Genomic DNA, 25,853 nt, shown 5'->3' with positions numbered 1-25,853 from the left:
CGGTCCATCAGTTCTGCAGCACGGTACGCACCCGGCGTAGGTCGAGGATCCCCGGCGCGCCGACGTCGATGGACTGCCGTGCCTGCTTCTCCCGGATGTCGGCGATGTCGACCTTGCCGGGGGTGAACCCGGTGGCTTCGAAGCGCCGGCCCCGACGGGATTCCGCCTCGACCGCATTCACCGGCGGGGTGTCGTAGGCCCGCCCGCCGGGATGGGAGACGTGGTAAGTGCAACCGCCGCGGGAGTTGCCGGTGGTGATGTCCACCAGTTCGAAACGCAACGGACCGTCGACGGTGATCGTCGGGTGCAGCGCGCTGGGCGGCTGCCAGGCGCGGTAGCGCACCCCGCCGACCTGGATGTCGGGGTTGTCGGTGGCCAACATCGGGATCGGGTAGCCGTTGCAGGTGACGATGTGGCGTTGCCGGTCGGCGCCGATCGTGCGGACCTGGATGCGCTCCACCGACGAGTCGACGTAGCGCGCGGTGCCCGTGCCGGTGGATTCCTCGCCGAGGGTGTTCCACGGCTCGATCGCGCCGCGCAACTCGATCTCGACGTGGTCGAACACCGCGGTGCCGATCCGCGGGAAGCGGAACTCGGTGAACGGGTCCAGCCAGCTGGTGTCGAAGTTGATGTCGTGCGCCCGCAGATCGGCACACACATCGGCGATGTCATGGATCACAAAGTGCGGCAACAGGTATCGGCCGTGCAGGTTGAGCTCGTGGCGGATCAGCGGCGCCCGGAGCGGTTCGTCCCAGAACCAGGCCACCAACGCGCGCACCAACAGCGACTGCACCATCGCCATCTGGAAGTGCGGCGGCATCTCGAAACCGCGCAACTCCAGCAGTCCCAGCCGGCCGCGCGGGCTGTCCGGGCTGTAGAGCTTGTCGATGCAGAACTCGGCGCGGTGGGTGTTGCCGGTGATGTCGGTGAGCAGGTGCCGCAGGGCCCGGTCGGTGACCCACGCGGCCGGGGCGCCTGAGGCCGTTAGCCGGGCGATCTCGGCGAAGGCGATCTCCAGCTCGTAGAGCGCCTCGGAACGGCCCTCGTCGACCCGCGGTGCCTGCGAGGTGGTGCCGATGAAGCGCCCGGAGAACAGGTAGGACAGCGCCGGGTGGCGCTGCCAGTAGGTCAGCAGTGACACCAGCAGGTCGGGCCGGCGCAGCAGTGGCGAGTCGGCGGGGGTGGGCCCGCCCAGTGTGATGTGGTTGCCGCCGCCGGTGCCGCCGTGGGTGCCGTCGTAGTCGAACGACTCGGTCGACAGGCGGGCCTGACGCGCCTGGTCGTAGAGCGTCTCCAGCTCGTCGCGCTGTTCGGCGAAACTCGCACTCGGCGCCACGTTGACCTCGATGACGCCCGGGTCCGGGGTGATCGACATCGACTCCAGCCGCGCGTCGGACGGCGGTCCGTAGCCCTCGACCACGACCGCGCAGCCCACCTTCGCCGCGGCGGCTTCGACCCGCGCGACCAGGTCCACGAAGTCCTCCAGCGCCTCGGTCGGCGGCAGGAACACATAGAGCACGCCGTCGCGAACTTCGGCCACCACCGCGGTGGTGGGCGCCGCCTCGGACTCCTCGGAATCCTCCACGACCGCGGCGCGGTCACTGTGGCCGACCCGCAGCGGCGCGGAGCCGCTGGAGATCGGGTCGGCGTGGAACGACGCCCGCGGGGACTGCCAGCTGATCGAGTTCAACGGCAGCCGCAGCCCGGCCGGCGAATCGCCCTCCAGCAGCACGATGCGCCCGCGGCGCAGCTGCCAGTCGGCACTGGCCCAGCCGGAGTCATCGTCGCGGCGGTGTACGGGTAGCACGTAGGCGGCCGGTTCGACGACCGACTCTTCCAACCGGGCCAGCAGCGCCGAGCGGGCGGCCGGGGTGTCGGCTTCCAGGTCCTCGTCGGGCTGCACCGGGTCGCCGGCGGGCAGCCGCACGGCGTTGGCCAACCGGGCCAGTGGGTCCTCGTATGCGGCGCGCACCTGGGTGACGGGCAGCCCGAGGCCGTCGGCGATCACGGCGAGCACCTGCTGGGCCGCCTCGGGTTCCACGTCGTGGCGTTCGGTCGCCCACGGATCGGCCAGCAGCGCGCCGTCATTCCACAGCGGCTGGCCGTCGCGGCGACGGTAGAGCCCGATCTGCCAGCGCGGCAACGGCTCTCCCGGGTACCACTTGCCCTGGCTGCGCTGGACCAGACCGTGCGGGGCCCACGTCGCCTTGAGCCGCGCGGCCAACGCCGAGGCTCGCTCCCGCTTGTGCGGCCCGTCGGCGGCGGTGTTCCATTCGTCGTCGGTCTGGTTGTCGACCGAGACGAATGTCGGCTCACCGCCGATGGTCAGCCGCACGTCGGCGTCGGTCAGCCGCCGGTCGATGCGGGCACCCAGGTCGTTGATGGCGGCCCAGGCCGTGTCGGTGTAGGGCAGTGTGACGCGCGGGTCCTCATGGACCCGGGTGACGGTGTTGGAGAAGTCCAGGGTGGCCTCGGCGACGCCGGTCGCACCGGTGATCGGCGCGGCCGAGGACGGATGCGGGGTCGCCGCCAGCGGGATGTGCCCCTCCCCGGCGAACAGTCCCGACGTCGGGTCAAGCCCGACCCACCCGGCACCGGGGATGTACACCTCGGTCCAGGCGTGCAGGTCGGTGAAGTCGGCGGCCGGGCCCGAGGGTCCGTCGAGTGCCTCCACGTCCGAGGTCAGTTGCACCAGGTAGCCCGAGACGAACCGCGCCGCCAGACCCAGCTCACGCAGGATGGACACCAGCAGCCAGGCCGAATCGCGGCAGGAACCGATCCCGCTGCGCAGGGTCAGGTCCGGAGTCTGGACGCCCGGTTCCATCCGGACGCTGTAACCGACGTCACCGTTGACCGCCCGGTTGAGGGCGACGAGAAAGTCGATGGTCCGGGTCCCGGGTGCCACGACGAAGTCCCGCACCCAGGCGGCGACCAGCTCACCGGGCCCCGAGCCTTCCTCGCCTTCATCGACCGGTCGCAGGTAGGGCTCGAGGTCGTCTTTGAGCGCCTTGGGATAGGCAAACGGGAACGTCTCGGCGTAGTCCTCGATGAAGAAGTCGAACGGATTGATCACCTTCAGGTCGGCGATCAGCCCGACCTTGATGGTCAGCTGGCGGGTGCGGGTGGGAAAGACCAGCCTGGCCAGGAAGTTTCCGAACGCGTCCTGCTGCCAGTTGACGAAGTGGTCAGCGGGCTCGACCTCCAGCGAGTAGGCCTCGATCGGCGTGCGAGAGTGCGGCGCCGGCCGCAGCCGGACAACGTGCGGGTACACCTCCACCAGCCGGTCGAAGGTGTAGCTGGTGCGGTGCTCCAGCGCCACTTTGATACCCATAGGCCGCAATCCCACCACAATCAAAAGCGACGTGCAGGCCGCAGGGCCGGGCGCGTCGCGATCAGTCGGTCATCGGAGGCGGCCGCCGTCACTGCTGGACGGTGCCGAACCGGCGTCCACCGTTGGGAAGCTCGGTGGGATTGGTGTCCCGGGCGGGCGCGGCCGGCGCGCTCGACGTCGGGGGCGCACTGGAGGTCGGCGTCGACGTGGGCACGGAGGTTTGGGTCGGAACATAGGTCGCCACGGGGGCCGGCGGCCGAGTGGAACTCGGCGGCGCAACCACCGGCGGAGCGGGTGGCGCCGGAGCGGCTGGCGTCGGCGGCGCAGCGGGAGTCGATGACGGAACCGGCACGGGCGGCCCGGGCGCAACCCAGGGCGCGGTCACCGGAACAGCCGTGCTTGTCGGCTCGGGATAGACCGATGTGTCGTCGGGCGGGCTGGGCTGATAGCGAAGCGTCGCAATGGCCAGACCGGCGACCAGAACAGCCAGGATCGTCATTACGATCCCGCGAAGTGACACGTGTTCCTTCAACTTCGCGAAATCCGTCATCCAGCCCACAGGGGCTAGACACTAGCCCACGTGCCTGCGCCCACTCTCGTGACGTCGCCGCACCGACAGGACCAGGACTCCCGCCACCGTGATACCGACCAGGTTGAGCCCCAGCTGGGCGGCCGACTCGGCGGCGATGTCCCATTCCCCCACCGAGGCGGCGACGACGGCGAAGCCGGCCGCCGGCACCGTGGTGACCGAAATGAACACCCCGACCAGGGCCGCCGATTTGGCCGAGACCAGGGAGAGCATCCCGGCCGCCCCGGCCAGTAGCGCGACGACGAACGACAGCGGGCCGACCTGGAAGATGAAGTCGACGTCGGTCAGGCTGCGGGTGCTCTGCAGCTGAATCCAGCCCAGCGCCTCACCGCCAAGCACGGCCGCCGCCGTCACGGCCATGGCCACCGGGAACCCGACGAGCAGGGCCAGCGACGCCCGGCGGGCCAGGTCGAGGCGGCGGCGCACCAACGCCACCGCGAGCGCGGCCAGCGGCCCGAACTCGGGGCCGACGACCATGGCCCCGACCACCGTGACCGGCGAGTTGGTCACCACGCCGACGGCGGCGATCATGCACGCCAGGCACAGGAACAGCAGGAAGGTGACGTTGAGCGTCGACTCCTCGCGGGTGCGGGCGACCAGTTCCTCCCAGACGATGGCATCGCCGGGGTCGCCCTCGGCCCGCTTCTCGGCGCGGTAGGCGGCGTTGGACACCACCGTGTCGACGACGTCGAGGGTGATGGCCCCGCGGCGGCGCAGGTCGAGCGCCTTGAGGTCGTCGACGACGTCGTTGGCACTTTCCCGGGCCATATCGGCGGTGATCTCGTCGCCGGGTGGATCCAGGGCCGCGCCGCGGTGCACGACGACGTGCGTGACGCCCACGTGGCGGTCCAGGACGTCGATCACCTGATCGCGGAGGTCGGCCGGGGCGATCAGGCGCAGATGCAGCACACCGGCGAGACTACTTCGATGGGGGTGCGAGAATCTCTGGTGTGGATCGGCCTAAGCCGCGCTGGGTGCCGCACTGGATGTGGCCGTTGCTGGCTACGCAGTGGTTCAAAGCTGTCCTCGTCGTCGCCGTCTTCGCCCTGCTCGCCGGGATCTTCATGCTGGTTTCCGACCGCAAGGATGGCCCCTATTGGGCCGGATACACCGACGGCCAGCGCTGGGTCGACTCAGGTGGCTACCAGGCCCACGAGGAGTCGATCAGCGCGTACTGCCAGGGCCAGGCCGCCCGCCAGCCCGCGAGCTACCAGCGCGGCTGTGTCGACGGCGCCCACAACGCCATGCGCTAGCCGGGCGACGCCGGGGACCCGGAATCGACCGCGATCGGCTGGGTGTTCTCTGCCCTGACCGACGGCCACGGCTGTGGTGCCGGGTGGCGGCGCACCCGCTGCGGCCACCAGAACCAGCGGCCCAGCAGCGCCGCGATCGAGGGTGTCATGAACGACCGGATCACCAGCGTGTCGACCAGTAGGCCCATGCCGATGGTGGTGCCCACCTGCGCCAGGATTGTCAGCTCGCTGAACGCCATTGCCGCCATGGTCACGGCGAACACCAGGCCCGCCGAGGTGACGACCGAGCCGCTGCCGCCCATCGCGCGGATGATGCCGGTGCTGATGCCGGCACCGACCTCTTCCTTGAGCCGGGCCACCAGCAGCAGGTTGTAGTCCGAACCGACCGCCAACAGGATGATCACCGACATCACCAGCACCATCCAGTGCAGGGGACGGCCGATCAGGTCCTGCCAGATCAGCACCGACAGGCCGAACGACGTTCCCAGCGACAGCAATACGGTGCCCACGATCACCGCGGCGGCCACCACGGCCCGGGTGATGATCAACATGATGATGAAGATCAGGCACAGCGCGGCGATACCAGCGATCAGCAGGTCGTAATTGGCGCTGTCCTGCATGTCCTTATAGCTGGCCGCGGTGCCGGCCAGGTAGATCTTGGACCCTTCCAGCGGGGTGCCCTTGATCGCCTCGAACGCCGCGTTCTTGATCGGGTCGACGTGGCTGAGTCCTTCCGGCGACATCGGATCACCCTCGTGGGAGATGATGAACCGCACCGCTTTTCCGTCCGGCGACAAGAACATCTTCATGCCGCGCTTGAAGTCCGGATTGTCGAACGCCTCCGGCGGGAGGTAGAACGAGTCGTCGTTCTTGGAGTCGTCGAAGGCCTTGCCCATCGCGCTCTGGTTGTCCTGCATGGCCTGGATCTGGTCGTACATGCCGGACTGCGTGCTTTCCATGGTCAGCTGCATGCCCTGCATGGACTTCATCGTCGCGATCATCGGCGGCATCAGGGTGCGCATCGAGGCCGTCAGCACGTCCAGTTTGTGCAGTTCGGGGACCAGGGTCTGGAAGTCGTCGGTCATCGTGTCGATGCCGTCGAGGGTGTCGAACACCGACCGGATCGACCAGCACATCGGGATGTCGTAGCAGTGCGGTTCCCAGTACAGGTAGTTGCGGATGGGACGCAGGAAGTCGTCGAAGTCGGCGATGTGGTTGCGCAGGGTCTGGATGTCGGCCAGCGTGATGTCCATCTTGCCGACCATGCTGTGGGTGACCGCGTTGAGATCACCCATCAGGTCGTACATCTGCGTCATGGTGTTGATGGACACCTGCATGTCGTCGCCCATTTTGAGCATGTCCTTCATGCGGTCCTGCAGGTAGGACTGGTTGAGCGTCTGCGTGGTGCCCTGCATGCCGAGAAGGAACGGGATCGAGCTGTGCTCGATCGGGGTGCCCAGTGGCCGGGTGATGGTCTGCACTCGCCCGATGCCCGGGGTGTGGAACATCGCCTTGGCGACCCGGTCGATGACCAGGAAGTCCGCCGAGTTCCGTAGATCGTGGTCGCTCTGCAGCATCAGCAGCTCGGGGCTCAGGCGCGACTCCGGGAAGTGCCGCTCGGCGGCGGCGAACCCTTCGCTGGCCGGAATGTCCGCGGGCAGGTAGTGCCGGTCGTTGTAGTCGGTGCGGTAGCCGGGCAGCGCGAGCAGACCGATCAGGCAGATGAACGTCGTCGCGACCAGGATGGGTCCGGGCCAACGCACGACGGCGGTGCCGATGCGCCGCCAGAACCGCTCCCGCGAGGCACGCTTGGGCTCGAGCATGTTGAAGTGGCTGGCGACGGTGACGACGGCCGGACCCAGCGTCAGCGCCGCGGCCACCATCACGAGCATGCCGACGAACAGCGGGACGCCCATTGAGTTGAACATCGGGCTGCGGGTGAAGTGCAGGCAGAACAGCGCGCCGGCGATGGTCAGGCCGGAGCCCAGGATCACGTGGCCGGTGCCGTGATACATCTCGTAGTAGGCGGATTCCTTGTCCGCCCCCTTGCTCCGGGCCTCCTGGTATCGCCCGAACAGGAAGATCACATAGTCGGTGCCGGCCGCGATGGCCACCATGACGAGCAGGTTGACCGCGAATGTCGACAGCCCGATCAGGTGGTGGTGCCCCAGGAAGGCGACCACACCGCGGGCCGCGGCGAGTTCGAGGAACACCATGAACAGCGCCAGCAGCACCGTGACGATGGAGCGGTAGACGAACAGCAGCATGACGGTGATCACGCCGAACGTCAGTCCGGTGATCATCTTGAGGCTGCGGTCGCCGGCAATGTGCGTGTCGGCGATCAGGGCGGAGGGCCCGGTGACGTAGGCCTTCACCCCCGGCGGCGCGGGCACGCTCTCGACGATCTTCTTTGCCGCCTCGACCGATTCGTTGGCCAGCCCCTCGCCCATGTTGCCGGCCAGGTAGGCCTGGACGTAGGCGGATTTCCCGTCGGCGCTCTGGGACCCCGCGGCGGTCAGCGGGTCGCTCCAGAAGTCCTGAATGTGCTCGACGTGCGTCTTGTCGGCGTTGAGCTTCTTGATGATCTCGTCGTAGTACTTATGGGCGGCGTCGCCGAGGGGCTGGTCGCCCTCGAGCACGATCATCACCGAGGTGTTGGAGTCGAACTCCTGAAAGGTCTTGCCGATCGTGTTCATCGCGATCGTCGATGGTGCATCGGGCGCCGTCATCGGCACCGACTGCGCCTGCCCGACCACCTCGACCTGCGGAACGATGGTGTTGGTGATCACCGTCAGGGCCAACCAGCCCAGGATGATCGGCACCGAGAGCCAACGAATCCAGTGCGCCAGGTGCGGCCGGTTACCGTGCTCGTCGGCCTGCGGCTTCTCGCCCTTGTTCAGGGTGATCATGCGGACTTGACCAGACAGAAGGTCTGAGCATTCACTCCGGTCGACGTCTTTTCGTCCTTGAGCTCACCGTTGACGGTGATCCGGCAGCCGATGGTGTCACTGTCGCCCTGGGCGACGATATTGGCCGAGGCCGCCGGCGCGGTGGTGGTCAAGGTCAGCGTCCACGGCAGCGTCACATCCCGAGCGATCTGCGGGGTGGCGTCCAGGTCGAGGTAGTTGATCGTCGCGACCGTCCCCGGGGGTCCGTAGATCTCGTAGACGACCGTCTTCGGGTTGAACGGCTTGGTGTCGTTGGCCAGACCGCTGCCCTCGCGGGTGAGTTCGGTCTTGCCGAACACACCGTGCAGGCGGTAGACGCCGAACGCGGCGATGACGACCACGATGATGATGACCAGGGGCAGCCACGCTCGCCGCAGCAGGCCCAACGGCCCCCGCCGCTTGGCCGCCTTCACCGGCGTGGACGCCGGGTGCTCGGGCGACTGGTCAGCCGCGGCCTCGGGCGTGCCAGAAGAGGCATAGGTCTGGCTGTCCAGTGTCACGACCTGTCCCCCATCTCGCGCTGCAGTTCAGCCCGTCGCTCCGCCGCCGCTGCATTTAGCACCGCTACATAGTAGAACTAACGGACTTCTGATCCTAACCCGTGTGACAAGCGTCATGAGCCCGGATAGGAGTCCGCGGCGGTCACAGCCGATCGACCCTATTCGATGGTCCCGGTCAACTCGAACTCCCCCAGGACCCGCTCGACCCAGACTTTCAGCTGGTCCTTGCTGTTCGACTGGCCGGGCTGCCACGCCGACACCGTCACCACGACGGTGCCGTTCACCTGACCGGAGGCCAGGAACAGGGTCCCCCCCAGCCGCTCCAGGATCTCGGCGGTGATCCTGGATTCGACTTGGCGCAGGATGAGAAACTCGGCGTCGGTGCCGTCGGGCCGATTGACCTGCTCATCCAGCTTCCCGAGATTGGAGCACCCGATCGGGGCACCCACCCCCAGCGCCATCGCTTCCAGGCGACGCGCCAGTGCGGTCGGGATCAGCGGGGCCAGCGCCACCGGCCCGAGCAATTCGAAGCGGGTGTCAGCCAGCGCAGCCAGATTCCTCTTGAGCTCGGCCCGGACCTCGCGCAGCCCCGCCGTGACCGTGCGCGGGTCGATGGTCAGCGTCATCCCGGTCAGGGCATTGGCCCGGGTATCCCCCTCGGTTCGCTCACTGACCGGGAAAGACAAAGTCACCATGCCCTGCCCGTCCACTCGTCCGAGCAGCTGGCCGAGCCGGGCCGCAATCCCGGCGAACAGCGAATTGCTCGTTCCACCAAGGCTTTCGGTCCGCCGAGCCCATTGTTCTTCGTCGATGTAGACGGCCAACGCCGGCACCGTCACCAGCGCCGCACCATCCAGCGTGGCCGACGGCGGGGCGGAGCGGCCGGCCGAGGATGCCAGCTCGCCGCGGTTGTTGCCGGCCAGCCGCACCGCAGCGACGACGGCCTTGGCGAAATCGGGAACCGCCCGCGCGAGCTGCACCGCGTCCTGGCGCAGCGCCTGGCCGCGGGTGCGCAAACGCGGTGGCGGATAGCCCAGATCCCAAGTCTCGCCCCGAGCCGCCCGGGCGATCGACTGGGTCAGCGCCAGTCCGTCACAGATCGTGTGCGAGGCCACCAGGGTGACCGCGGCTCCCCCCTCGGTAAACGGCTGGACCGCCAGCCGCCAGGACGGCCCCCACTCCGGGTCGACGGGGACGCGCAACTGCTCGTCGAACCAGTCCATCGCCTCGACGCGCAGCCGGGTCGTGGTAGCCAGGTCGATATCGTCCGGTCCGGTCCAGGCGACCCAGTGGTCACGACCGAACGGCAGTGGCGACCTCTCGACACGACGCCCCAGCAGCCCCCGCCCCAGGTTGTGGTGAAACCTACGCAGCGCCTCGAGATCCACGGGGTGCTCGTAGATCCAGCCGTACTGCGTGAGCGGTCCGCGACCGAGCGCCCGCAGGCCGAGGAACGAACCCTGGTCGATATACGCCAACGTGTTGTCCACACGCGTATGTTAGGCGGCCACCCGACTACTCTCGGGTCGGCGCGATGGCGCCGGTGGGCCTGATCTCCACCCCGAGTTCCGCGGGTGGTACGAGATGGCCTTGCGCGCAACGAATTTCAACACTCGCCTCGGCGCCGCAACCGAGATGGGTCAACCGAAGCCGTGAGTCGCCGGCCAGGTGCCTGCGACCCCATTCGAACATCGACCACACCACCGGCATCAGGTCGGTGCCCGCTTCGGTCAGCACGTATTCGTCGCGCACGCGCTGGCCGGGCTCGCGGTAGGGCTGCCTGGTCAGCAGTCCCGCGGCGACGAGTTCGGCCAGCCGCGCCGACGTCGCCGCCTTGGTGATGCCCACCCGGCGGGCGAAGTCGTCGAAGCGGGCGGTGCCGTAATAGGCCTCGCGCAGGATCAGCATCGCGGACTTGGTACCGATGACCGCCATGGTCTTCTCGATGGGGCATTTGCCGACGGCAGACCAGGTGTCGCGGTCGACGAGGGGGCCCTGCAGCACTGTCACGGACATCACTCCAATTCTGAGTTGTTTCGAGTATACTCAGGTGTTATAGCTGGGTATAGAGAGCTTTACTCAGCGACGAGATTCAGGAGGACGACATGGCCGGTTACTCAGGGCGTGACGCCGTCATCGTGGGTGCGGTCCGCACCCCGATCGGCAAGGGCAAGCCCGGCGGGGCGCTGCACGAGGTGCTGCCGGCCGACCTGCTGGCCCACAGCCTCGCGGAGTTGGTGGCTCGCACCGGCGTCGACCCCGCCGAGATCGATGACGTCATCGCCGGTGCGGTGACCCAGGTCGGGGATCAGGCCCTCAACATCGCCCGCAGCGCACTGCTCGGCGCCGGGTTTCCGGAATCGGTTCCCGGCACCACGGTCGATCGCCAGTGCGGCAGCAGCCAGCAGGCGATCTCCTTCGCCGCGCAGGGCGTCATCGCCGGTGCCTATGACATCGCGATCGCCGGCGGTGTGGAGTCGATGAGCCGGGTGCCGATGGGGGCGTCGGTACTCCCGGGCAGCGATCCCTTCGGCGCGCGGTTCGCCGAGCGGTACTCCGAAGGGCTGGTACCGCAGGGCATCAGCGCCGAGCTGATCGCCGCACGCTGGGGGCTTTCCCGTACCGAACTCGACGAGTTCTCCGCGGCTAGCCACGAGAAGGCGGCCCGGGCCACCAAGGATGGCTTGTTCGACACGGAGCTGGCGCCGATCGCGGGCCTGCACACCGACGAGATCATCCGCCCCGGCACAGGTGTCGACACGCTGGCCGGACTCAAGCCGGCGTTCTACAACGAGGCCGTCGCGGCACGTTTTCCGCAGATCAACTGGGACATCACCCCGGGGAACTCCTCGCCGCTGTCCGACGGCAGCGCCGCGGTCCTGATCACGTCGTCGGAGGTGGCCCGCAAGCACGGCTGGCGGCCGCTGGCCCGCATCCACACCACCACCGTGGTGGGCTCGGATCCGCTCTACATGCTCACCGGCGTGATCTCGGCGACGGAGAAGGTACTCCGAAAGGCTGGACTGACACTCGCCGATATCGACCTGTTCGAGGTTAACGAAGCCTTCGCGCCGGTGGTGCTGGCCTGGGCCCGGGACACCGGGGCTGACCTGGCCAGGACCAACGTCAACGGCGGCGCCATCGCGATCGGCCACCCCCTCGGGGCGAGCGGAGCCCGGATCATGACCACGCTGGTGAATGCGCTGGAGCAGCGCGGAGCCCGCTACGGCCTGCAGACCATGTGTGAGGGCGGCGGCATGGCCAACGCCACCATCATCGAGCGGCTCTAACGAGCGTGATTTCGGCGCGTTTACCGCCGCGTAGGGGCGGTAAACGCGCCGAAGTCTTGGACTAGGCCCGGGTGAGTTCGAACAGCGGGATGGCCCGGCTCGTCTTGGCCTGGTACTCGCCGAATCCGGGGGCCGCCGCAACGATTTTCGGATACGTCTGGTCGCGTTCGTCGGCGGGCAGCTCCCGGGCCGCTACGTCGTAGGACTCGGTGCCGATCTCCACATGCGCGCGCGGGTTGGCCCTCAGGTTGTGCACCCATGCCGGGTCTTTCGGCGCGCCGCCATAGGAGCCGACGATCAGGATGCGCCCGTCGATCGTCAGATATGCCAGCGGCGAGAGCCGGGGCTGGCCCGACTTGGCGCCGGTGGTGGTCAGCAGCACGAGGTCGGCCTCCTCGAACGGCGGGCCGACCTTGCCGCCGTTGGCCCGGAAGTCCGCGACAAGCTGGTCGTTGAAAGCCTTGAGCGCGTCAGGATTGTTCCGCAGTTGGTCTGCGTCGAATTCGGTCACGCCTGCTTAAGCTGCTCGGGCTTGGCATCTATTCCGGACTCTTTGCGCTGCTGGGCGGTGATGGGCGCCGGCGCGTCGGTCAGCGGGTCGATGCCGCCACCGGACTTCGGGAACGCGATCACCTCGCGGATCGAGTCGGCGCCGAAGAGCAGCGCGGTGATGCGGTCCCAGCCGAACGCGATTCCGCCATGCGGAGGCGCACCAAAGGTGAAGGCGTCCAATAGGAATCCGAACTTCTCGCTCGCCTCGTCGTGGTCGATACCCATGATCGCGAACACCTGCTCCTGGATGTCGCGCCGGTGGATACGAATGGAGCCGCCGCCGATCTCGTGCCCGTTACAGACGATGTCGTAGGCGTCGGCCAGCACCACGCCCGGATCGGTGGTGATGGCGCCGTCGTATTCGGGCTTGGGTGCGGTGAACGCGTGGTGCACCGCCGTCCATGCCCCCGAGCCGACCGCGACGTCACCGGCGGCGGTGGCATCACCGGCCGGCTCGAACAGCGGCGGGTCGACGATCCAGGTGAACGCCCAGGCGCCCGGGTCGATCAGGTTCAAGCGCTTGGCGATCTCACCACGCGCCGCACCCAACAGCGCCCGCGCGGTCTTGGCCGCACCGGCGGCGAAGAACACACAGTCCCCCGGCTTCGCGGCGACGTGGGCGGCCAGGCCTTCGCGCTCCGCCTCGGAGAGGTTCTTGGCCACCGGGCCGGAGAGCTCCCCGTCCTCACCGATCAGCACGTAGGCCAGTCCCTTGGCGCCGCGCTGCTTGGCCCATTCCTGCCAGCCATCCAGGGTGCGCCGCGGCTGCGATGCGCCGCCGGGCATCACCACCGCGCCGACGTAGGGCGCCTGGAAGACCCGGAACGGGGTGTCGGCGAAGTACTGCGTGCATTCGACCAGTTCCAGGCCGAACCGCAGATCCGGCTTGTCGGACCCGAATCGGCGCATCGCGTCGGCGTAGGTCATCCGCGGAATCGGCCGCGGCAGTTCGTATCCGATCAACGCCCACAACGCCGCCAGGATCTCCTCGGCGACGGCGATGATGTCGTCGGAGTCCACGAAGCTCATCTCCATGTCGAGCTGGGTGAACTCCGGCTGGCGGTCGGCGCGGAAATCCTCGTCGCGGTAGCAGCGCGCGATCTGGTAGTAGCGCTCCATGCCGGCCACCATGAGCAGCTGCTTAAACAGCTGCGGGCTCTGCGGCAACGCGTAAAACGAGCCGGGCTGCAGTCGGGCGGGTACCAGGAAGTCGCGGGCCCCCTCGGGAGTGGACCGGGTCAGGGTGGGCGTCTCGATCTCGACGAAGTCGTGGGCGGCCAGCACCGAGCGAGCCGCCGCGTTGGCCTTCGACCGCAGCCGGATCGCGTCCCCTGGACCGCCCTCACGTCGCATATCCAAGTAGCGGTACTTCAGCCGGGCTTCTTCGCCGGCCTGCTCGTCGAGCTGGAACGGCAGCGGGGCGCTCTCCCCCAGGACCGTCAACGATGTCGCGTTGACCTCGATCTCACCGGTGGCGATGTCGGCGTTGGCGTTCCCCTCGGGTCGGACCTCCACCACGCCGTCGATCGCGATGCAGAACTCAGCGCGCAACCGGTGCGCCGCAGCCAGCACCTCAGCGTCGCGGAAGACCACCTGGGCGACGCTCTGCCCATTCCCCGTGCCGCTGCGCTCCTGCCCGCCGGCACCATCACGCAGATCGATGAAGATGACGCCACCGTGATCACGGCGGCGGGCGACCCAGCCGGCCAGGGTGACCCGCGCTCCGGCGTCGGTGGCCCGCAACGTACCGGCGGCGTGACTGCGCAGCACTGAAACTCCCTTGGGGATCTGAAGAGGATGAGGAACCGACTGCTCAGTCTATGAGGTGGACCGGACCGGACAGTCGAGGCCTCGGTGTATGGTCTCCCGCGGAGGTAGCCCGATGACCACGATGTATCCCTGTGAGCGCGTCGACCTGAACTTCATCCAGACCGCGCCGTTCCGCTTCTCGAACAGCGTGGACCTCGCGATCACCCCCGAGCAGCTCTTCGATGTCCTCGCCGACGCCGAGTCCTGGCCGCAGTGGGCCAAGGTGATCACGCGGGTCACCTGGACCAGCCCGAAGCCCTACGGCGTCGGCACCACCCGCACCGTCGACATGCTCGGCGGGCTGGTCGGTGACGAGGAATTCCTGGCCTGGGAGCCCCACACCTACCTGGCCTTCCGGTTCAACACCTGCTCGAACAAGGTGGTGGCGGCGTTCGCCGAGGAGTACCGGGTGGTGCAGACCCCCGGCGGTTGCCGGCTGACCTGGACGCTGGCGCAGAAGGCCAACGGACCGGCGCGGTTCGGCCTGATCGTCGGCGGTCCGCTGATGAACCTGTCGTTCAAGTGGTTCCTGGCCAACCTGCGCCGCTACACCGACAAGCGGTACCGGTAAGTCAGTACAGCCCCGCCCAGGCGTCCCGGCGCACCGCGTCGGGGTCGTTGACGGTGATGTCCCGATTGGACCGGATGACCCGGGTTCGCCGCTCCGCCATGTCGTAGCGCGGCCAGTCCTCCATCGCCACGGCGGTGGCGAAGTTCAGCCAGGTGCGCTGCATCCGCCTGCCTACCGCGGGCTGCACGTGCCGGCCCAACGGATGCAGCTTGCGGCCCAGGAAGGAGCCGTAGCTGTGCTGGATGTGCACGATCTCGCTGCCATGCGTGGCGCCCAGGCCCAGCATTCGCAGCGTCCAGGTGGTGTGGTCGAACCGGTAGACGTGGGTCAGCGCATGGGCGCTGTAGGCGTCGGCGAACGCCCATGTCGGTGCACCGAACATCACGTCGGACCCCACCGCGATCTGGGCGCGCCGACGCGGGTAGTCCGGATAGGAGCCCAGGATCCGGTCCCGCGCACCAGGGGCGACCCGGTCGAAGTATGCATCGATACCGGCCGGGGTGGTCGGCAGCATCGGCGGCTTGGACCAGGCGAACATCGACGCCTCGTGGCTGTTGGTCCCGACGATCAGCGGCACCGCATTGACTGCACCGGACCGGGCTGCGTCGATCGGATGCCGGGGCAGTAGGTCCACCCCGAAGGTCAGGCCGTAGGCCAGCGTTGGCGTGGCCTCGGCGCTGCGGCGCTGCAGTTCACCCGCTGCCCGGCGCAACACCCGCTGCGGCAATACCGTGAACGTGGCGGGGTCGGCGCCGACGAGGTCGACGAACTCATGCGCCCGGCGCGCCCGGGTTTCGCGGTCAGCGATCAGCGGCAGCGCCGGGCTCTGCGCGATGGCCCGCGCGAACAACCCCGCACCGGCCGGGCTGGCCAGCAGGGCAAGCACCGACGTGGCCCCGGCCGATTCGCCGAAGATCGTGACCCGCCGCGGATCTCCGCCGAAGGCGGCAATGTTGTCCTGCACCCACTGCAGGGCCGCGATCTGGTCGCGCAGGCACAGGTTGTCGGCGAAACCGGGGCCCAGATCGCCGAGGTCGAACCCGCCGAACACGCCGAGCCGGTAGGTCACGTTTACCACCACGACGTTGCCGTTGGCCGCCAGGCGCGAGCCGTTGTAGAGCTGCAACTGCCCGGCCCCGTAAACGAAGGCACCACCGGGGATCCAGACCATGACGGGCAGCGGATCGCTGGTCTCCGGCGCCCAGACCGTCAGCGTCAGGCAGGCCTCGTCGCGCACCTTCGGGTCGTCACGGCCACCCCCGACAAAGGAACGGCCCTGCGGCGGCACGGGTCCGTGTTCGACGGCGTCACGCACCCCCGACCAGGGCAGGACGGGAGCGGGCGCGCGGAACCGGCGCTCCCCGATGGGTTGCTCGGCATAGGGAATGCCGCGCCAGACCCGGACCCCACCTTCAGTGGTGCCCTGCAGGGCACCCAGCGACGTGTACGCGAGGGTCGACGGATCGGCGACGACGGCCACCACTGAATCGTAGAGTGGCAAGCTGAACGCGGCTGGCTGCCAGCCCCGAGGGGTCAACCTCAAGGAGCGACGATGACCTTCAACGAAGGCATGCAGATCGACACCAGCACCACCTCGACCGGTGGCGGCGGAGTCGGTCGCGGCATCGCCGTCGGTGGCGGTCTGGGCGGTCTGGTCATCGTGTTGCTGGCACTGTTCCTGGGGGTGGACCCCGGCCAGGTGATCAGCCAGCAGCCGGCCCTGCCGCCCGGCGCCGAGCAATCCGGCTACGACCTGAGCAAGTGCAAGACCGGTGCCGACGCCAACGCCTACGTCGAATGCCGCGTGGTGGCCACCGGCAACTCCGTCGACGGCGTGTGGGAGCAGCTGCTCAAGGGCTACACCCGGCCCAAGATGATGTTGTTCAAGGGCCAGGTGCAGACCGGCTGTGGCCCGGCCACCAGCGATGTCGGTCCGTTCTACTGCCCGGTGGACCAGACGGCGTATTTCGACACCGATTTCTTCCAGGTCCTCAAGGACCAATTCGGTTCCAGCGGTGGACCATTGGCGCAGGAGTATGTGGTGGCGCACGAGTACGGCCACCACGTGCAGAACCTGCTCGGGGTGCTGGGGCGGGCCCAGCAGGGCGCCCAGGGCTCCGGCGGCAACGGGGTGCGCACCGAGCTGCAGGCCGACTGCTACGCCGGGGTGTGGGCGCACTACGCGGCGATCACCAAACAGCCCGGCACCGACGTGACGTATCTGGAACCGTTGAGCGACAAGGACATCGCCGACGCGTTGTCGGCGGCGGCTTCGGTGGGCGACGACCGGATCCAGAAGCAGGCGACCGGGCGGGTCAATCCCGAGCAGTGGACCCATGGCTCCTCGGCCGAGCGACAAAAGTGGTTCACCATCGGCTATCAGACCGGTGACCCCAAGGCGTGCGACACGTTCGCTTCACGCGACTTGGGCTAGCCGACCTCCACAGCTGCCGAATGTGGTTGTTGTGTACCGATTTTGCGGCTTTCGGTGCATAACCCTCACACTCGGCCGAATCAAGGGCGCGCCCGGCACCCCCGCCAGACGGTAACGTCATTCTCGAAATCGCCAACCGACCGTTAAGCTGGATTCATGGCCGAGGCCACCGAACGATCGCCGGAGACACTGCGCGCCGATCCCGACTCCCGAGTGAGCCGGTTCATGCGGTCGGCGCTGTCCATCCTGGCCGAGACCGGCCGCACCGATTTCACGGTGCTGGAGGTCGTCGAACGTTCGAAAACCTCGCTGCGTTCCTTTTATCAGCACTTCTCCACCAAGGATGAGCTGCTGCTGGCGCTGATCGACAGCATCATGGCCGAATCGACACAACAGTGGCGCGCTCTGACCGAGCCCTTACCGGCCGTCGAGGCCTTGCGAGTGCTCATCGACCGGATCTGCACACCCGCCGAAACGACCAAGCAAGACAGCATCGCGCGCGGCCTGACGTACTACAACGACCGCCTCGCCGAGACGCTTCCGCGGGAGTACTCCCGGGTGCTCTCCCCGCTGCACGAACTGATCGGCGAGATCCTGGAGCGCGGCATCGACGAGCAGAGCTTCCGGCCCGACATAGAGGTCGAGACGACTGCCGCGCTGATCATGCAGGCGGTCCTCGGCTCGATGCGGTTGCGCAGCTTGGGAGCCGAACTCAACGGCGTGCCCATCGACGGCGAGCACATCTACGACTTCTGCGTGCGCGGACTGCTCCCCCGCTAATCCCACGACCTAGAACAGCGTCGGCTGCGATTCGGCAGCGGCCGGCGCCGGGGCCGACCCGGTGAACGGCCGATGGTCGCCAGCCAGGCCGTACTTGGCCACCAGCGGCGCCACCCGGTGCCGCAACACGTCGCGGTAATCGGCCGGCAGATAAGCCCCCCGCCGGTACAGCTGCCGATAGGTCGCGACGAGTTCGGGATGCGAGCGTGCCAGCCAGGTCATGAACCAGCCCCGCGTGGAACTACGCAGGTGCAGACCGAACACGGTCACCCCGGTCGCGCCCGCGGCAGCGATCTGGCCGAGCAGGAAGTCCAGATGATCGGCCGAGTCGGTCAGGTGCGGCAGCACCGGTGCGACCATCACGTGGCAGTCCAACCCGATGTCGCGTACCGCGGTGATCAGCTCGAGCCGGGCCTGAGGCGAGGGTGTTCCCGGCTCGACATCGCGGTGCAGTACGGGGTCGGCGACCGCCAGCGAGATCGCGACCGACAGCCGAACCTGTTGTGCCGCATCGGCGATCAGCGACAGGTCACGGCGCAGCAGGGTGCCCTTGGTGAGGATGGACATCGGCGTACCGGAGGCGGCCAGCGCACCGATGATGCCCGGCATCAGTGCGTACCGCCCTTCGGCCCGCTGGTAGGGATCGGTGTTGGTGCCCAGCGCCACCGCGTCGCGGAGCCAGGAGGGGCGGGCCAGTTCGCGGCGCAGCACGTCGACAATGTTGGTCTTGACCACAATCTGGCTGTCGAAGTCGCCCCCCGGGTCGAAGTCCAGATATTCGTGGGTCGGCCGGGCGAAGCAGTACCGGCAGGCATGGGCACACCCGCGATATCCGTTGACCGTGAACCGGAACGGCAGCATCGCGGCGGCGGGGATCTTGTTCAGCGCCGACTTGCACACCACCTCGTGAAAGGTGATCCCCTCGAACTGCGGGGTGCGCACGGTGCGCATGAGCCCAATGCGCTGCAGACCGGGCAACGCACCGTCATCGACCGCTATCGCCTGGCCGGACCATCGCATCACACCATTCGAACTTACGTTCGATCATCTGTCAATGTCTCAGGTGTCCAGCTCCCCGGCGATGCCGCGCTCGATCCCGGCCCGGGTCCGGTCGGGCAGCACGAGGAGCCCCTCGAGCTCACCGCGGGCCAGTACGTAGGCGTGCTCGCGTTCCTGTGGTGTGGCGCCCTCGTCGGCAGCCACCCGCAATAAGCTCTGTGCGCGGGTCATCCGCTGCTGCTCCGCGCGGGAGAAGTCGCTGCGACGACGCCGAACGGCCTCGTTCTCGGCGGCGTTGAACGCCGTCACATAAGCCTCGACGGCGTCGAGGTACTGCCCAGCCGCCTCGGGGTCGTCGAGCAGGTCCTCAGCCTTACCCGGCCGCAGCAGCTCCGCGTGCAGCTTGGCTCGATGGAAGCCCACCGTCAGCGGATCACGCATATCGGTCATTACCGGGAAGTCAAGCAGCTTGGCGGCGTCGAGTTCGTAGTCCAGCCAGCGTTCGTCGGTTCGGCGATGCTCCTCGAGCACTCGGATAATCGTACGCCATTGCGCTGCTTGGCTTTTCGATGCTTCACGGTGGTCAACAGGCTCCTCCACCGCCTCGTCACGTCGGCGATTCAGGGCCGAAACTCCGCGCACGGCAGCATAGATCGCACCCGCGAGCGGCACGAGGACGAGCAGCAGCTCGACCAACCGGAAAATCAGGCCCACTTGGCCAGGATGCCATCTACGTCGCCGGGCCCGTCGTAGGCCGCGGAACGCAGCCGACACAGTCAGCGCTATCGAGGTGCCCGTCGCTCCCGAGGTCCCTAGGCTGCAAGGATGGCCGAACCTTCGTTGCGCCGGGCGAACTCGTCGGATGCGCACGCCATCGCGGCGCTCGTCGAACGGGCCTATGACAAGTACATCGCTCGGATCGGGCGCAGGCCTGCCCCCATGGACGCCGACCACGCGGGGCTCATCGACACCGCCAACGTGTGGGTGTTGACCCGCGACGACGAGTTGCTCGCCAGCATGGTCACCTGCGTGATGGACGACCATCTCCTGCTGGAGTCGATCGCCGTCGCACCGGAGGCCCAGGGCCGCGGATATGGCGCGCTGCTGCTGCGCCGCGCCGAGGATGACGCCCACGACGCCGGCCTGCCGGAGGTTCGCCTCTACACCAATGCCGCGATGACCGAGAACATCGCGTTGTATCCGCGGTTCGGCTACGTGGAGACACACCGCGCCGGTCAGGACGGCTTTCGCCGGGTGTTCTTCAGCAAGCGGTTAGCAAGCGACTAGGACGTCCACTGCGCCAAGTAGCACTGCGGGCTATACGGCGCGTCCTGGGCGACGGCAACCTGACCGTCGATGGTGACCTCGCAGTGCGCGTTGGGCGCAGCCTGACCGCCGTGGGTGGTGCTGGCCACCTGCAGGAACGCCCATTGCGGATCCTCGAGGGTGGTCTGGAACACCCACGGCGCATCCGGCGACACCGTGACCGTCTCGCGCTTCATGAACCCGTCGGAGTTGGCGTTGAACGCGGCCTTGCTCGGCGGCTGGGCGGTCAGGTAGGTGATGGTGAAGTCGTATGTACCGCCGGTCGCGAGCGTGTAAGTCACCTGATGCCCGGGCGCTGGATCGGCACTCGACACCGCGTGAGTGGCCGCAACACCGGCGACCGCCAACACCAGCGCCGCCCCGACCCTTGCTGTCACTTTTCGCATAACGGCCATATCGACCACGCTACCGACACCGTTACGGATTGCCGCCTGGGTACCCGTCCAGCGAATGAAGGGGAGGTTAACAAATTCGTCACACACAGATATCTCACAGAAACTTATGCGCTCTAACGTCCGGGTTCTACACCGCCGCGGGTCCCGACGTCCGTCATGTCGTCGGGGCCCAATGCTTGTCGTTTCCAAGATGAAAGGGCATTTATGCATATCCGACGTTCCACATTGAATCGATCGGCGTTGGCTGCGACGAGCGTTCTGGTGACCGCGGGCCTGGTGCTGTCCGGCTGCGGCAGCAAGGCCACCGAAACCGACTCAGCAAAGTCCGAATCGTGCGTGGACACCTCGGGTTCCACCATCAAGGTGGGGTCGCTGAACTCCCTGTCGGGCACCATGGCGATTTCGGAAGTCACCGTGCGTGACTCCATCAAGCTCGCCGTCGACGAGATCAACTCCCAAGGCGGGGTCCTGGGCAAGCAGATCCAGATCGTCGGCGAGGACGGCGCATCCGATCCGGCGGTGTTCGCCCAGAAGGCCGAGAAGCTGATCAAGGACGACTGCGTCGCCGCGGTCTTCGGCGGGTGGACCTCGTCGAGCCGCAAGGCCATGCTGCCGGTCTTCGAGAGCAATAACTCGCTGCTCTACTACCCCGTGCAGTACGAAGGCCTCGAGTCGAGCAAGAACATCTTCTACACCGGCGCCACCACCAACCAGCAGATCGTGCCCGCGCTGGACTACCTCAAGGAAAAGGGCGTCACGTCGTTGTACCTGGTGGGCAGCGACTACGTCTTCCCGCAGACCGCCAACCGCATCATCAAGGCCTACGCCGGCGCCAACGGCATCGAGATCAAGGGTGAGGACTACACCCCGCTGGGCTCGACCGACTTCTCCACCATCGTCAACAAGGTGCGCTCCTCCAACGCGGGCGCGGTGTTCAACACCCTCAACGGCGACTCCAACGTCGCATTCTTCAAGGAGTACACCAACGCGGGCCTGACCCCGCAGAAGATGCCGGTGGTCTCGGTCTCGATCGCCGAGGAAGAGGTCCAGGGCATCGGCGCGCAGAACATCGAGGGTCAGCTCACCGCGTGGAATTACTACCAGACCCTCGACAACCCGGTGAACAAGGCGTTCGTCGCGGCGTTCAAGCAGAAGTACGGCGCCAACCGGGTTACCTCTGACCCGATGGAAGCCGCCTACGTGTCGGTCTACCTGTGGAAGAACACCGTCGAGAAGGCAAAGTCCTTCGAAGTCAAGGCCATTCAGGACAACGCCGGCGGAGTCACCTTCGACGCCCCCGAAGGCCTGGTCACCATCGACGGCGAGAACCACCACATCACCAAGACCGCGCGCATCGGTGAGATCCACCCCGACGGCCTGATCTACACCATCTGGCAGTCCCCCGGCCCGATCACGCCGGATCCCTACCTGAAGTCCTACCCCTGGGCCAAGGGCCTGTCGGGCTAGACCAGGCGAGCGAAGCGACGGGGAATTAACACAGTGGCGAGCGAAGCGACGGGGAATTAACACTGATGGAAGTCCTTGTCGGGCAGCTGGCGACGGGATTGAGCCTCGGCTCGATCCTGTTGCTGGCGGCACTGGGACTGGCGCTGACATTCGGCCAGATGGGCGTCATCAACATGGCGCACGGCGAGTTCATCATGGTCGGCTGCTACACCGCCTTCGTGGTCCAAAAAGTGGTTTCTAGCGCCGGTGTTTCCCTGCTGGTTTCGCTGGTCGTGGGATTCGTGGTCGGCGGGCTGCTCGGTGTGCTGCTGGAAGTGGCACTGATCCAACGGATGTATGACCGGCCACTGGACACGCTGCTGGTGACGTTCGGCGTCGGGCTGATCCTGCAGCAGGCCGCGCGCAGCATCTTCGGGGCGCCCGCGGTCAACGTCACCGCCCCGTCGTGGCTGTCGGGCGGGGTGGAGATCCTCGGCGCGGTGGTGCCCAAGACCCGCATCTTCATCCTGGTGCTGGCTGTGGTCTGCGTCGTCGTACTCGCCGCGGTTCTCAAGCTCAGTCCGATGGGCCGGCGCATCAGGGCCGTCGTGCAGAACCGGGATCTGGCTGAGACCAGCGGCATTTCGAGTCGTAAGACCGATATCACCACGTTCTTCATCGGCTCGGGGCTGGCCAGTGTGGCCGGTGTCGCGTTGACCCTCATCGGGTCCACCAGTTCCACGATCGGACAGAGTTATCTGATCGACGCGTTCCTGGTGGTGGTGGTCGGCGGGCTGGGCCAGATCAAGGGCACGGTCATCGCCGCGTTCGCGCTGGGCCTGCTGAACTCGTTCATCGAGTACAGCACCACCGCGTCGCTGGCCAAGGTCATCGTCTTCGTGATCATCGTGGTCTTCCTTCAGGTGCGTCCACAGGGGTTGTTCACCGTGCGGACAAGGAGTTTGGTATGAGGACCCTGGTGGGTCGCTGGCAGACCTGGGCCGGCTTCGCGCTCGCCGCGGCGGTGCTGTTCGGCGTGGCGCCAGCGCTGCTGTCCAGCTTCCGGCTCGGCCTTCTCGGCCAGTATCTGTGCTACGCGATCGTGGCCGCCGGCATCGGATTGGCCTGGGGCCGTGGCGGAATGCTTACCCTCGGTCAGGGTGTGTTCTTCGGCCTGGGCGCCTACATGATGGGCATGCACCTCAAGATCGCCGACGCCGAGATCCGCAAACAGGCGGTGCCGGACTTCATGCAGATCGCGGGAATCCCTGCGCTGCCGTCATATTGGCAGCCGTTCTCCTCGGCGGCCTTCACCCTGTTCGCCATCATCGTGATTCCGACAGCGATCGCGGCGTTGCTCGGACTCGGGGTCTTCAAGCGCCGGGTCAAAGGTGCGTACTTCGCTATCCTGTCGCAGGCACTGGCCGCCGCGCTGGCGATCCTGCTCGTCGGCCAGGCGACACTCGGTGGCAGCAACGGGCTCAACGGCTTTCGCACCTTCTTCGGATTCAAGCTCTCCGATCCGGTAAACCGTCAGATGCTCTACTTCATCGCCGCCGGGACCCTGCTGGTGGTCGTCGCCGTGGTGCGCCAGTTGATGCAGAGCCGCTACGGCGAGCTTCTCGTCGCGGTGCGCGACGGTGAGGAACGGGTGCGCTTCCTGGGCTATGACCCGGCCACCATCAAGGTCGTGGCCTACACGGTCGCCGCACTGTTCGCCAGCATCGCCGGTGCCCTGTTCGCCCCCATCATCGGCTTCATCACCCCGGCGCAGGTCGGCGTCGTCCCGTCGATCGCATTCCTGATCGGCGTGGCGATCGGCGGACGTACCACGCTGCTCGGGCCGGTACTGGGTGCCATCGGTGTGGCGTGGGCCCAAACCGCGTTCTCCGAGCGCTTCCCGTCCGGTTGGACCTACGCACAGGGCCTGCTGTTCATCGTCGTCGTCGGGTTCTTCCCCGCCGGGCTGGCCGGAATCGGCACCCTGCTGCGGCGTCGCCGACGCGCCACGTCGCGCCCCTCCGACGGCGAACCAGACCCCCGGCCCGAATCGGCGACGGTGGGAGCCGCGACATGACCGAGCTCGCTGAACCGGTCGCCGGCGGCAATGTCGGGATGGGCAGTCAATACCTCGAAGTGCGCGGCCTGACCGTCGACTTCGACGGATTCAAGGCCGTCAACTCCGTAGACCTGACCCTGTTCCAGGGTGACCTGCGTTTCCTCATCGGGCCCAACGGGGCGGGCAAGACCACCGTCATCGACGCAATCACCGGCCTAGTGCCCGCCACCGGATCGATCAGCAAATCCGGGGTGGACCTGCTGGGTAAGAAGGTGCATCAGATCGCCCGGCTCGGGGTCGGACGAACCTTCCAGACCGCCAGCGTGTTCGAGCAGCTGACCGTGTTGCAGAACCTGGACATCGCCGCCGGAGCCGGCAGGTCGTGGTTGACGCTGCTGCGCCGGCGCCGGACGGTGCTGCCGATCATCGAGGAGGCACTCGAGACCATCGGACTGAGCGAGCTGGCCGGCCGCCCGGCCGGGGTGCTGGCACACGGCCAGAAGCAATGGCTGGAGATTGGCATGCTGCTGGTGCAGAACGCCGACGTGCTGCTGCTCGACGAACCGGTCGCCGGGATGAGCGGCGAGGAGCGCGAAGAGACCGGAAACCTGTTGCGGCGCATCGGGTCGTCTCGCACCGTCGTCGTCGTCGAACACGACATGGACTTCATGCGGGCGTTCGCGACATCGGTGACGGTGCTGGCCCGCGGCCAGGTCATCGCCGAGGGGTCGGTCGCCGACGTGCAGGCCAACCCGAAGGTGCAAGAGGTCTATCTGGGCACCGCCGCGGCGGGCACTTCGGACTTGGAGGCTGGCGAATAGTGTTGCAGCTCATCGATGTCCGCACCGGATACGGCCGGTCTCAGGTCATCCACGGAGTCAGCGCCGAGGTGCCCTCCGACGGGGTGGCCGCGGTCATGGGGCACAACGGCGCGGGCAAGACCACCCTGCTGCGCGCGGCGGTCGGCCTGTTGAAGTGCAGCTCGGGCCAGGTGCTGCTACACGGCGAGGACGTGACCCGGCTGCGGCCCAGCGCCCGGGTGGCCCGCGGGCTGGCCTACGTGCCGCAGGGCCAGCAGTCCTTCGGCCAGCTGACCACCGCCGAGAACCTTCAAGTGGTGGCCGACGGGCGCAGAGGAGGCAAGCAGCTCATCGACGAACAGCTCGACCTGTTCCCCGCACTCAAGGAGCTGTTGACCCGCCGCGCCGGGCTGCTCTCCGGTGGCCAGCGCCAGCAGCTGGCCATCGCCAGGGCACTGATCACCACTCCGACGATCCTGATTCTGGACGAACCCACCGAGGGGATCCAGCCCTCGGTGGTCGCCGAGATCGAGGCGGCGATCACCGCGCTGACCCGGCGCGGGGACCTCGGCGTGCTGTTGGTCGAGCAACACATCGGTTTTGCCCTCGAATCGGCGCAGCAGTACTACATCCTGGAATCCGGCCGGGTCACCTCCAGCGGAGCCGGCGGATCGGCCTCGGAGGCCGACGTCCGGGCGGCGATGGCCATCTAGCCGAGTGTGACCTGCGTCACTACGGTGAACAAATCCGGGTTCGCCAGCGTCACCACTT

24 protein-coding genes are annotated in these 25,853 nt (G+C 67.4%); 11 read left to right on the top strand and 13 right to left on the bottom strand.

Annotated elements, in window-relative coordinates; translation table 11 throughout:
• Positions 1–7 precede the first annotated feature (7 nt).
• The 3 genes from ADBZ9K_RS01810 to ADBZ9K_RS01800 all read right to left on the bottom strand — a co-directional run bounded on the left by ADBZ9K_RS01810 (position 8) and on the right by ADBZ9K_RS01800 (position 4,829).
• Complete coding sequence (locus ADBZ9K_RS01810; RefSeq protein WP_526618095.1) at positions 8–3,331, bottom strand: transglutaminase family protein; 3,324 nt, start codon at positions 3,329–3,331, stop codon at positions 8–10.
• Between the two features lie 88 nt (positions 3,332–3,419).
• Positions 3,420–3,830, bottom strand: coding sequence for a hypothetical protein (locus ADBZ9K_RS01805; protein ID WP_526618094.1), 411 nt, complete (start codon positions 3,828–3,830; stop codon positions 3,420–3,422).
• Between the two features lie 72 nt (positions 3,831–3,902).
• Complete coding sequence (locus ADBZ9K_RS01800) at positions 3,903–4,829, bottom strand: DUF389 domain-containing protein (protein ID WP_526618093.1); 927 nt, start codon at positions 4,827–4,829, stop codon at positions 3,903–3,905.
• Positions 4,830–4,870: 41 nt separating this feature from the next.
• On the opposite strand from ADBZ9K_RS01800, the gene ADBZ9K_RS01795 reads away from it, so the two are divergent.
• Complete coding sequence (locus tag ADBZ9K_RS01795) at positions 4,871–5,173, top strand: hypothetical protein (protein ID WP_526618091.1); 303 nt, start codon at positions 4,871–4,873, stop codon at positions 5,171–5,173.
• Here the strand turns inward: ADBZ9K_RS01795 and ADBZ9K_RS01790 are convergent.
• The 4 genes from ADBZ9K_RS01790 to ADBZ9K_RS01775 form a co-directional block, all read right to left on the bottom strand.
• On the bottom strand, positions 5,170–8,082 hold the full coding sequence (locus ADBZ9K_RS01790; protein WP_526618089.1) for an MMPL/RND family transporter: 2,913 nt from the start codon (positions 8,080–8,082) through the stop codon (positions 5,170–5,172). The two genes, ADBZ9K_RS01795 and ADBZ9K_RS01790, sit on opposite strands and share 4 nt — an antisense overlap.
• Entirely contained in the window at positions 8,079–8,507 is a 429-nt protein-coding gene (locus ADBZ9K_RS01785; protein ID WP_526618234.1) for an MmpS family transport accessory protein, read from the bottom strand. Before ADBZ9K_RS01785 ends, ADBZ9K_RS01790 begins: the two co-directional genes overlap by 4 nt.
• A 272-nt stretch (positions 8,508–8,779) precedes the next feature.
• Positions 8,780–10,111 carry a condensation domain-containing protein gene (locus ADBZ9K_RS01780; protein WP_526618088.1) on the bottom strand — a complete coding sequence of 444 codons (1,332 nt, stop codon included), beginning with the start codon at positions 10,109–10,111 and terminating at the stop codon, positions 8,780–8,782.
• A gap of 25 nt (positions 10,112–10,136) precedes the next feature.
• Entirely contained in the window at positions 10,137–10,631 is a 495-nt protein-coding gene (locus ADBZ9K_RS01775) for a winged helix-turn-helix transcriptional regulator (protein WP_526618233.1), read from the bottom strand.
• Between the two features lie 95 nt (positions 10,632–10,726).
• On the opposite strand from ADBZ9K_RS01775, the gene ADBZ9K_RS01770 reads away from it, so the two are divergent.
• Positions 10,727–11,911, top strand: coding sequence for a thiolase family protein (locus ADBZ9K_RS01770; RefSeq protein ID WP_526618087.1), 1,185 nt, complete (start codon positions 10,727–10,729; stop codon positions 11,909–11,911).
• 61 nt (positions 11,912–11,972) lie between these two features.
• Here ADBZ9K_RS01770 and ADBZ9K_RS01765 read toward each other — a convergent pair whose 3' ends face one another.
• Positions 11,973–12,422: a nitroreductase family deazaflavin-dependent oxidoreductase gene (locus ADBZ9K_RS01765; RefSeq protein WP_526618086.1), complete on the bottom strand. Its 450-nt coding sequence runs from the start codon at positions 12,420–12,422 to the stop codon at positions 11,973–11,975.
• Positions 12,419–14,233 (bottom strand): aspartate--tRNA ligase, encoded by a 1,815-nt coding sequence (aspS, locus tag ADBZ9K_RS01760; RefSeq protein ID WP_526618085.1) that lies wholly within the window; start codon positions 14,231–14,233, stop codon positions 12,419–12,421. Before aspS ends, ADBZ9K_RS01765 begins: the two co-directional genes overlap by 4 nt.
• A 121-nt stretch (positions 14,234–14,354) precedes the next feature.
• On the opposite strand from aspS, the gene ADBZ9K_RS01755 reads away from it, so the two are divergent.
• Positions 14,355–14,843 carry an SRPBCC family protein gene (locus ADBZ9K_RS01755; RefSeq protein WP_526618232.1) on the top strand — a complete coding sequence of 163 codons (489 nt, stop codon included), beginning with the start codon at positions 14,355–14,357 and terminating at the stop codon, positions 14,841–14,843.
• A gap of 1 nt (position 14,844) precedes the next feature.
• On the opposite strand, the gene ADBZ9K_RS01750 is transcribed toward ADBZ9K_RS01755, so the two are convergent.
• A complete protein-coding gene (locus tag ADBZ9K_RS01750; RefSeq protein ID WP_526618084.1) occupies positions 14,845–16,323 on the bottom strand; it encodes a carboxylesterase/lipase family protein in 1,479 nt (492 codons plus the stop codon).
• A 72-nt stretch (positions 16,324–16,395) separates the two neighbouring features.
• On the opposite strand from ADBZ9K_RS01750, the gene ypfJ reads away from it, so the two are divergent.
• Positions 16,396–17,277: a KPN_02809 family neutral zinc metallopeptidase gene (gene ypfJ / locus ADBZ9K_RS01745; protein ID WP_526618083.1), complete on the top strand. Its 882-nt coding sequence runs from the start codon at positions 16,396–16,398 to the stop codon at positions 17,275–17,277.
• A 156-nt stretch (positions 17,278–17,433) separates the two neighbouring features.
• Positions 17,434–18,057: a TetR/AcrR family transcriptional regulator gene (locus ADBZ9K_RS01740; RefSeq protein ID WP_526618082.1), complete on the top strand. Its 624-nt coding sequence runs from the start codon at positions 17,434–17,436 to the stop codon at positions 18,055–18,057.
• A gap of 9 nt (positions 18,058–18,066) precedes the next feature.
• On the opposite strand, the gene ADBZ9K_RS01735 is transcribed toward ADBZ9K_RS01740, so the two are convergent.
• Together ADBZ9K_RS01735 and ADBZ9K_RS01730 are read right to left on the bottom strand one after the other, a co-directional pair.
• Positions 18,067–19,077: an Rv2578c family radical SAM protein gene (locus tag ADBZ9K_RS01735; RefSeq protein WP_526618231.1), complete on the bottom strand. Its 1,011-nt coding sequence runs from the start codon at positions 19,075–19,077 to the stop codon at positions 18,067–18,069.
• A 39-nt stretch (positions 19,078–19,116) separates the two neighbouring features.
• Positions 19,117–19,770: a hypothetical protein gene (locus ADBZ9K_RS01730; protein WP_526618080.1), complete on the bottom strand. Its 654-nt coding sequence runs from the start codon at positions 19,768–19,770 to the stop codon at positions 19,117–19,119.
• Positions 19,771–19,881: 111 nt separating this feature from the next.
• Here ADBZ9K_RS01730 and ADBZ9K_RS01725 point away from each other — a divergent pair, with 111 nt between their 5' ends.
• Positions 19,882–20,343: a GNAT family N-acetyltransferase gene (locus ADBZ9K_RS01725; RefSeq protein ID WP_526618079.1), complete on the top strand. Its 462-nt coding sequence runs from the start codon at positions 19,882–19,884 to the stop codon at positions 20,341–20,343.
• Here the strand turns inward: ADBZ9K_RS01725 and ADBZ9K_RS01720 are convergent.
• Complete coding sequence (locus ADBZ9K_RS01720) at positions 20,340–20,777, bottom strand: Rv2576c family protein (protein WP_526618077.1); 438 nt, start codon at positions 20,775–20,777, stop codon at positions 20,340–20,342. The genes ADBZ9K_RS01725 and ADBZ9K_RS01720 overlap by 4 nt on opposite strands.
• A 204-nt stretch (positions 20,778–20,981) precedes the next feature.
• Between ADBZ9K_RS01720 and urtA the strand changes: the two genes are divergently transcribed.
• From urtA to urtE, 5 genes are all read left to right on the top strand, one after another.
• Positions 20,982–22,244 (top strand): urea ABC transporter substrate-binding protein, encoded by a 1,263-nt coding sequence (gene urtA, locus ADBZ9K_RS01715; protein ID WP_526618075.1) that lies wholly within the window; start codon positions 20,982–20,984, stop codon positions 22,242–22,244.
• A 65-nt stretch (positions 22,245–22,309) separates the two neighbouring features.
• Positions 22,310–23,194, top strand: coding sequence for an urea ABC transporter permease subunit UrtB (gene urtB, locus ADBZ9K_RS01710; protein WP_526618074.1), 885 nt, complete (start codon positions 22,310–22,312; stop codon positions 23,192–23,194).
• Positions 23,191–24,300, top strand: coding sequence for an urea ABC transporter permease subunit UrtC (gene urtC, locus ADBZ9K_RS01705; protein WP_526618073.1), 1,110 nt, complete (start codon positions 23,191–23,193; stop codon positions 24,298–24,300). Before urtB ends, urtC begins: the two co-directional genes overlap by 4 nt.
• Positions 24,297–25,103 carry an urea ABC transporter ATP-binding protein UrtD gene (gene urtD, locus ADBZ9K_RS01700; RefSeq protein WP_526618072.1) on the top strand — a complete coding sequence of 269 codons (807 nt, stop codon included), beginning with the start codon at positions 24,297–24,299 and terminating at the stop codon, positions 25,101–25,103. Before urtC ends, urtD begins: the two co-directional genes overlap by 4 nt.
• Positions 25,103–25,795, top strand: coding sequence for an urea ABC transporter ATP-binding subunit UrtE (gene urtE, locus ADBZ9K_RS01695; RefSeq protein ID WP_526618071.1), 693 nt, complete (start codon positions 25,103–25,105; stop codon positions 25,793–25,795). The genes urtD and urtE overlap by 1 nt, the downstream gene beginning before the upstream one ends.
• Positions 25,796–25,853: the final 58 nt, after the last annotated feature.

Origin of the sequence: Mycobacterium sp., assembly GCF_965229265.1 — a bacterium.
Lineage (GTDB): Bacteria > Actinomycetota > Actinomycetes > Mycobacteriales > Mycobacteriaceae > Mycobacterium.
Note: the sequence above shows the minus strand (reverse complement) of the source record. Positions and strands in the feature narration are given on the sequence as shown.

Bases quoted from the DNA above. Each gene is read 5' to 3' on its own strand.
- ADBZ9K_RS01810 (WP_526618095.1), bottom strand. From the start codon at position 3,331: ATGGGTATCAAAGTGGCGCTGGAGCACCGCACCAGCTACACCTTCGAC.
- ADBZ9K_RS01805 (WP_526618094.1), bottom strand. From the start codon at position 3,830: ATGACGATCCTGGCTGTTCTGGTCGCCGGTCTGGCCATTGCGACGCTT.
- ADBZ9K_RS01790 (WP_526618089.1), bottom strand. From the start codon at position 8,082: ATGATCACCCTGAACAAGGGCGAGAAGCCGCAGGCCGACGAGCACGGT.
- ADBZ9K_RS01770 (WP_526618087.1), top strand. From the start codon at position 10,727: ATGGCCGGTTACTCAGGGCGTGACGCCGTCATCGTGGGTGCGGTCCGC.
- ADBZ9K_RS01755 (WP_526618232.1), top strand. From the start codon at position 14,355: ATGTATCCCTGTGAGCGCGTCGACCTGAACTTCATCCAGACCGCGCCG.
- ypfJ (WP_526618083.1), top strand. From the start codon at position 16,396: ATGACCTTCAACGAAGGCATGCAGATCGACACCAGCACCACCTCGACC.
- ADBZ9K_RS01740 (WP_526618082.1), top strand. From the start codon at position 17,434: ATGGCCGAGGCCACCGAACGATCGCCGGAGACACTGCGCGCCGATCCC.
- ADBZ9K_RS01735 (WP_526618231.1), bottom strand. From the start codon at position 19,077: ATGCGATGGTCCGGCCAGGCGATAGCGGTCGATGACGGTGCGTTGCCC.
- ADBZ9K_RS01725 (WP_526618079.1), top strand. From the start codon at position 19,882: ATGGCCGAACCTTCGTTGCGCCGGGCGAACTCGTCGGATGCGCACGCC.
- ADBZ9K_RS01720 (WP_526618077.1), bottom strand. From the start codon at position 20,777: ATGGCCGTTATGCGAAAAGTGACAGCAAGGGTCGGGGCGGCGCTGGTG.
- urtA (WP_526618075.1), top strand. From the start codon at position 20,982: ATGCATATCCGACGTTCCACATTGAATCGATCGGCGTTGGCTGCGACG.
- urtB (WP_526618074.1), top strand. From the start codon at position 22,310: ATGGAAGTCCTTGTCGGGCAGCTGGCGACGGGATTGAGCCTCGGCTCG.
- urtC (WP_526618073.1), top strand. From the start codon at position 23,191: ATGAGGACCCTGGTGGGTCGCTGGCAGACCTGGGCCGGCTTCGCGCTC.
- urtD (WP_526618072.1), top strand. From the start codon at position 24,297: ATGACCGAGCTCGCTGAACCGGTCGCCGGCGGCAATGTCGGGATGGGC.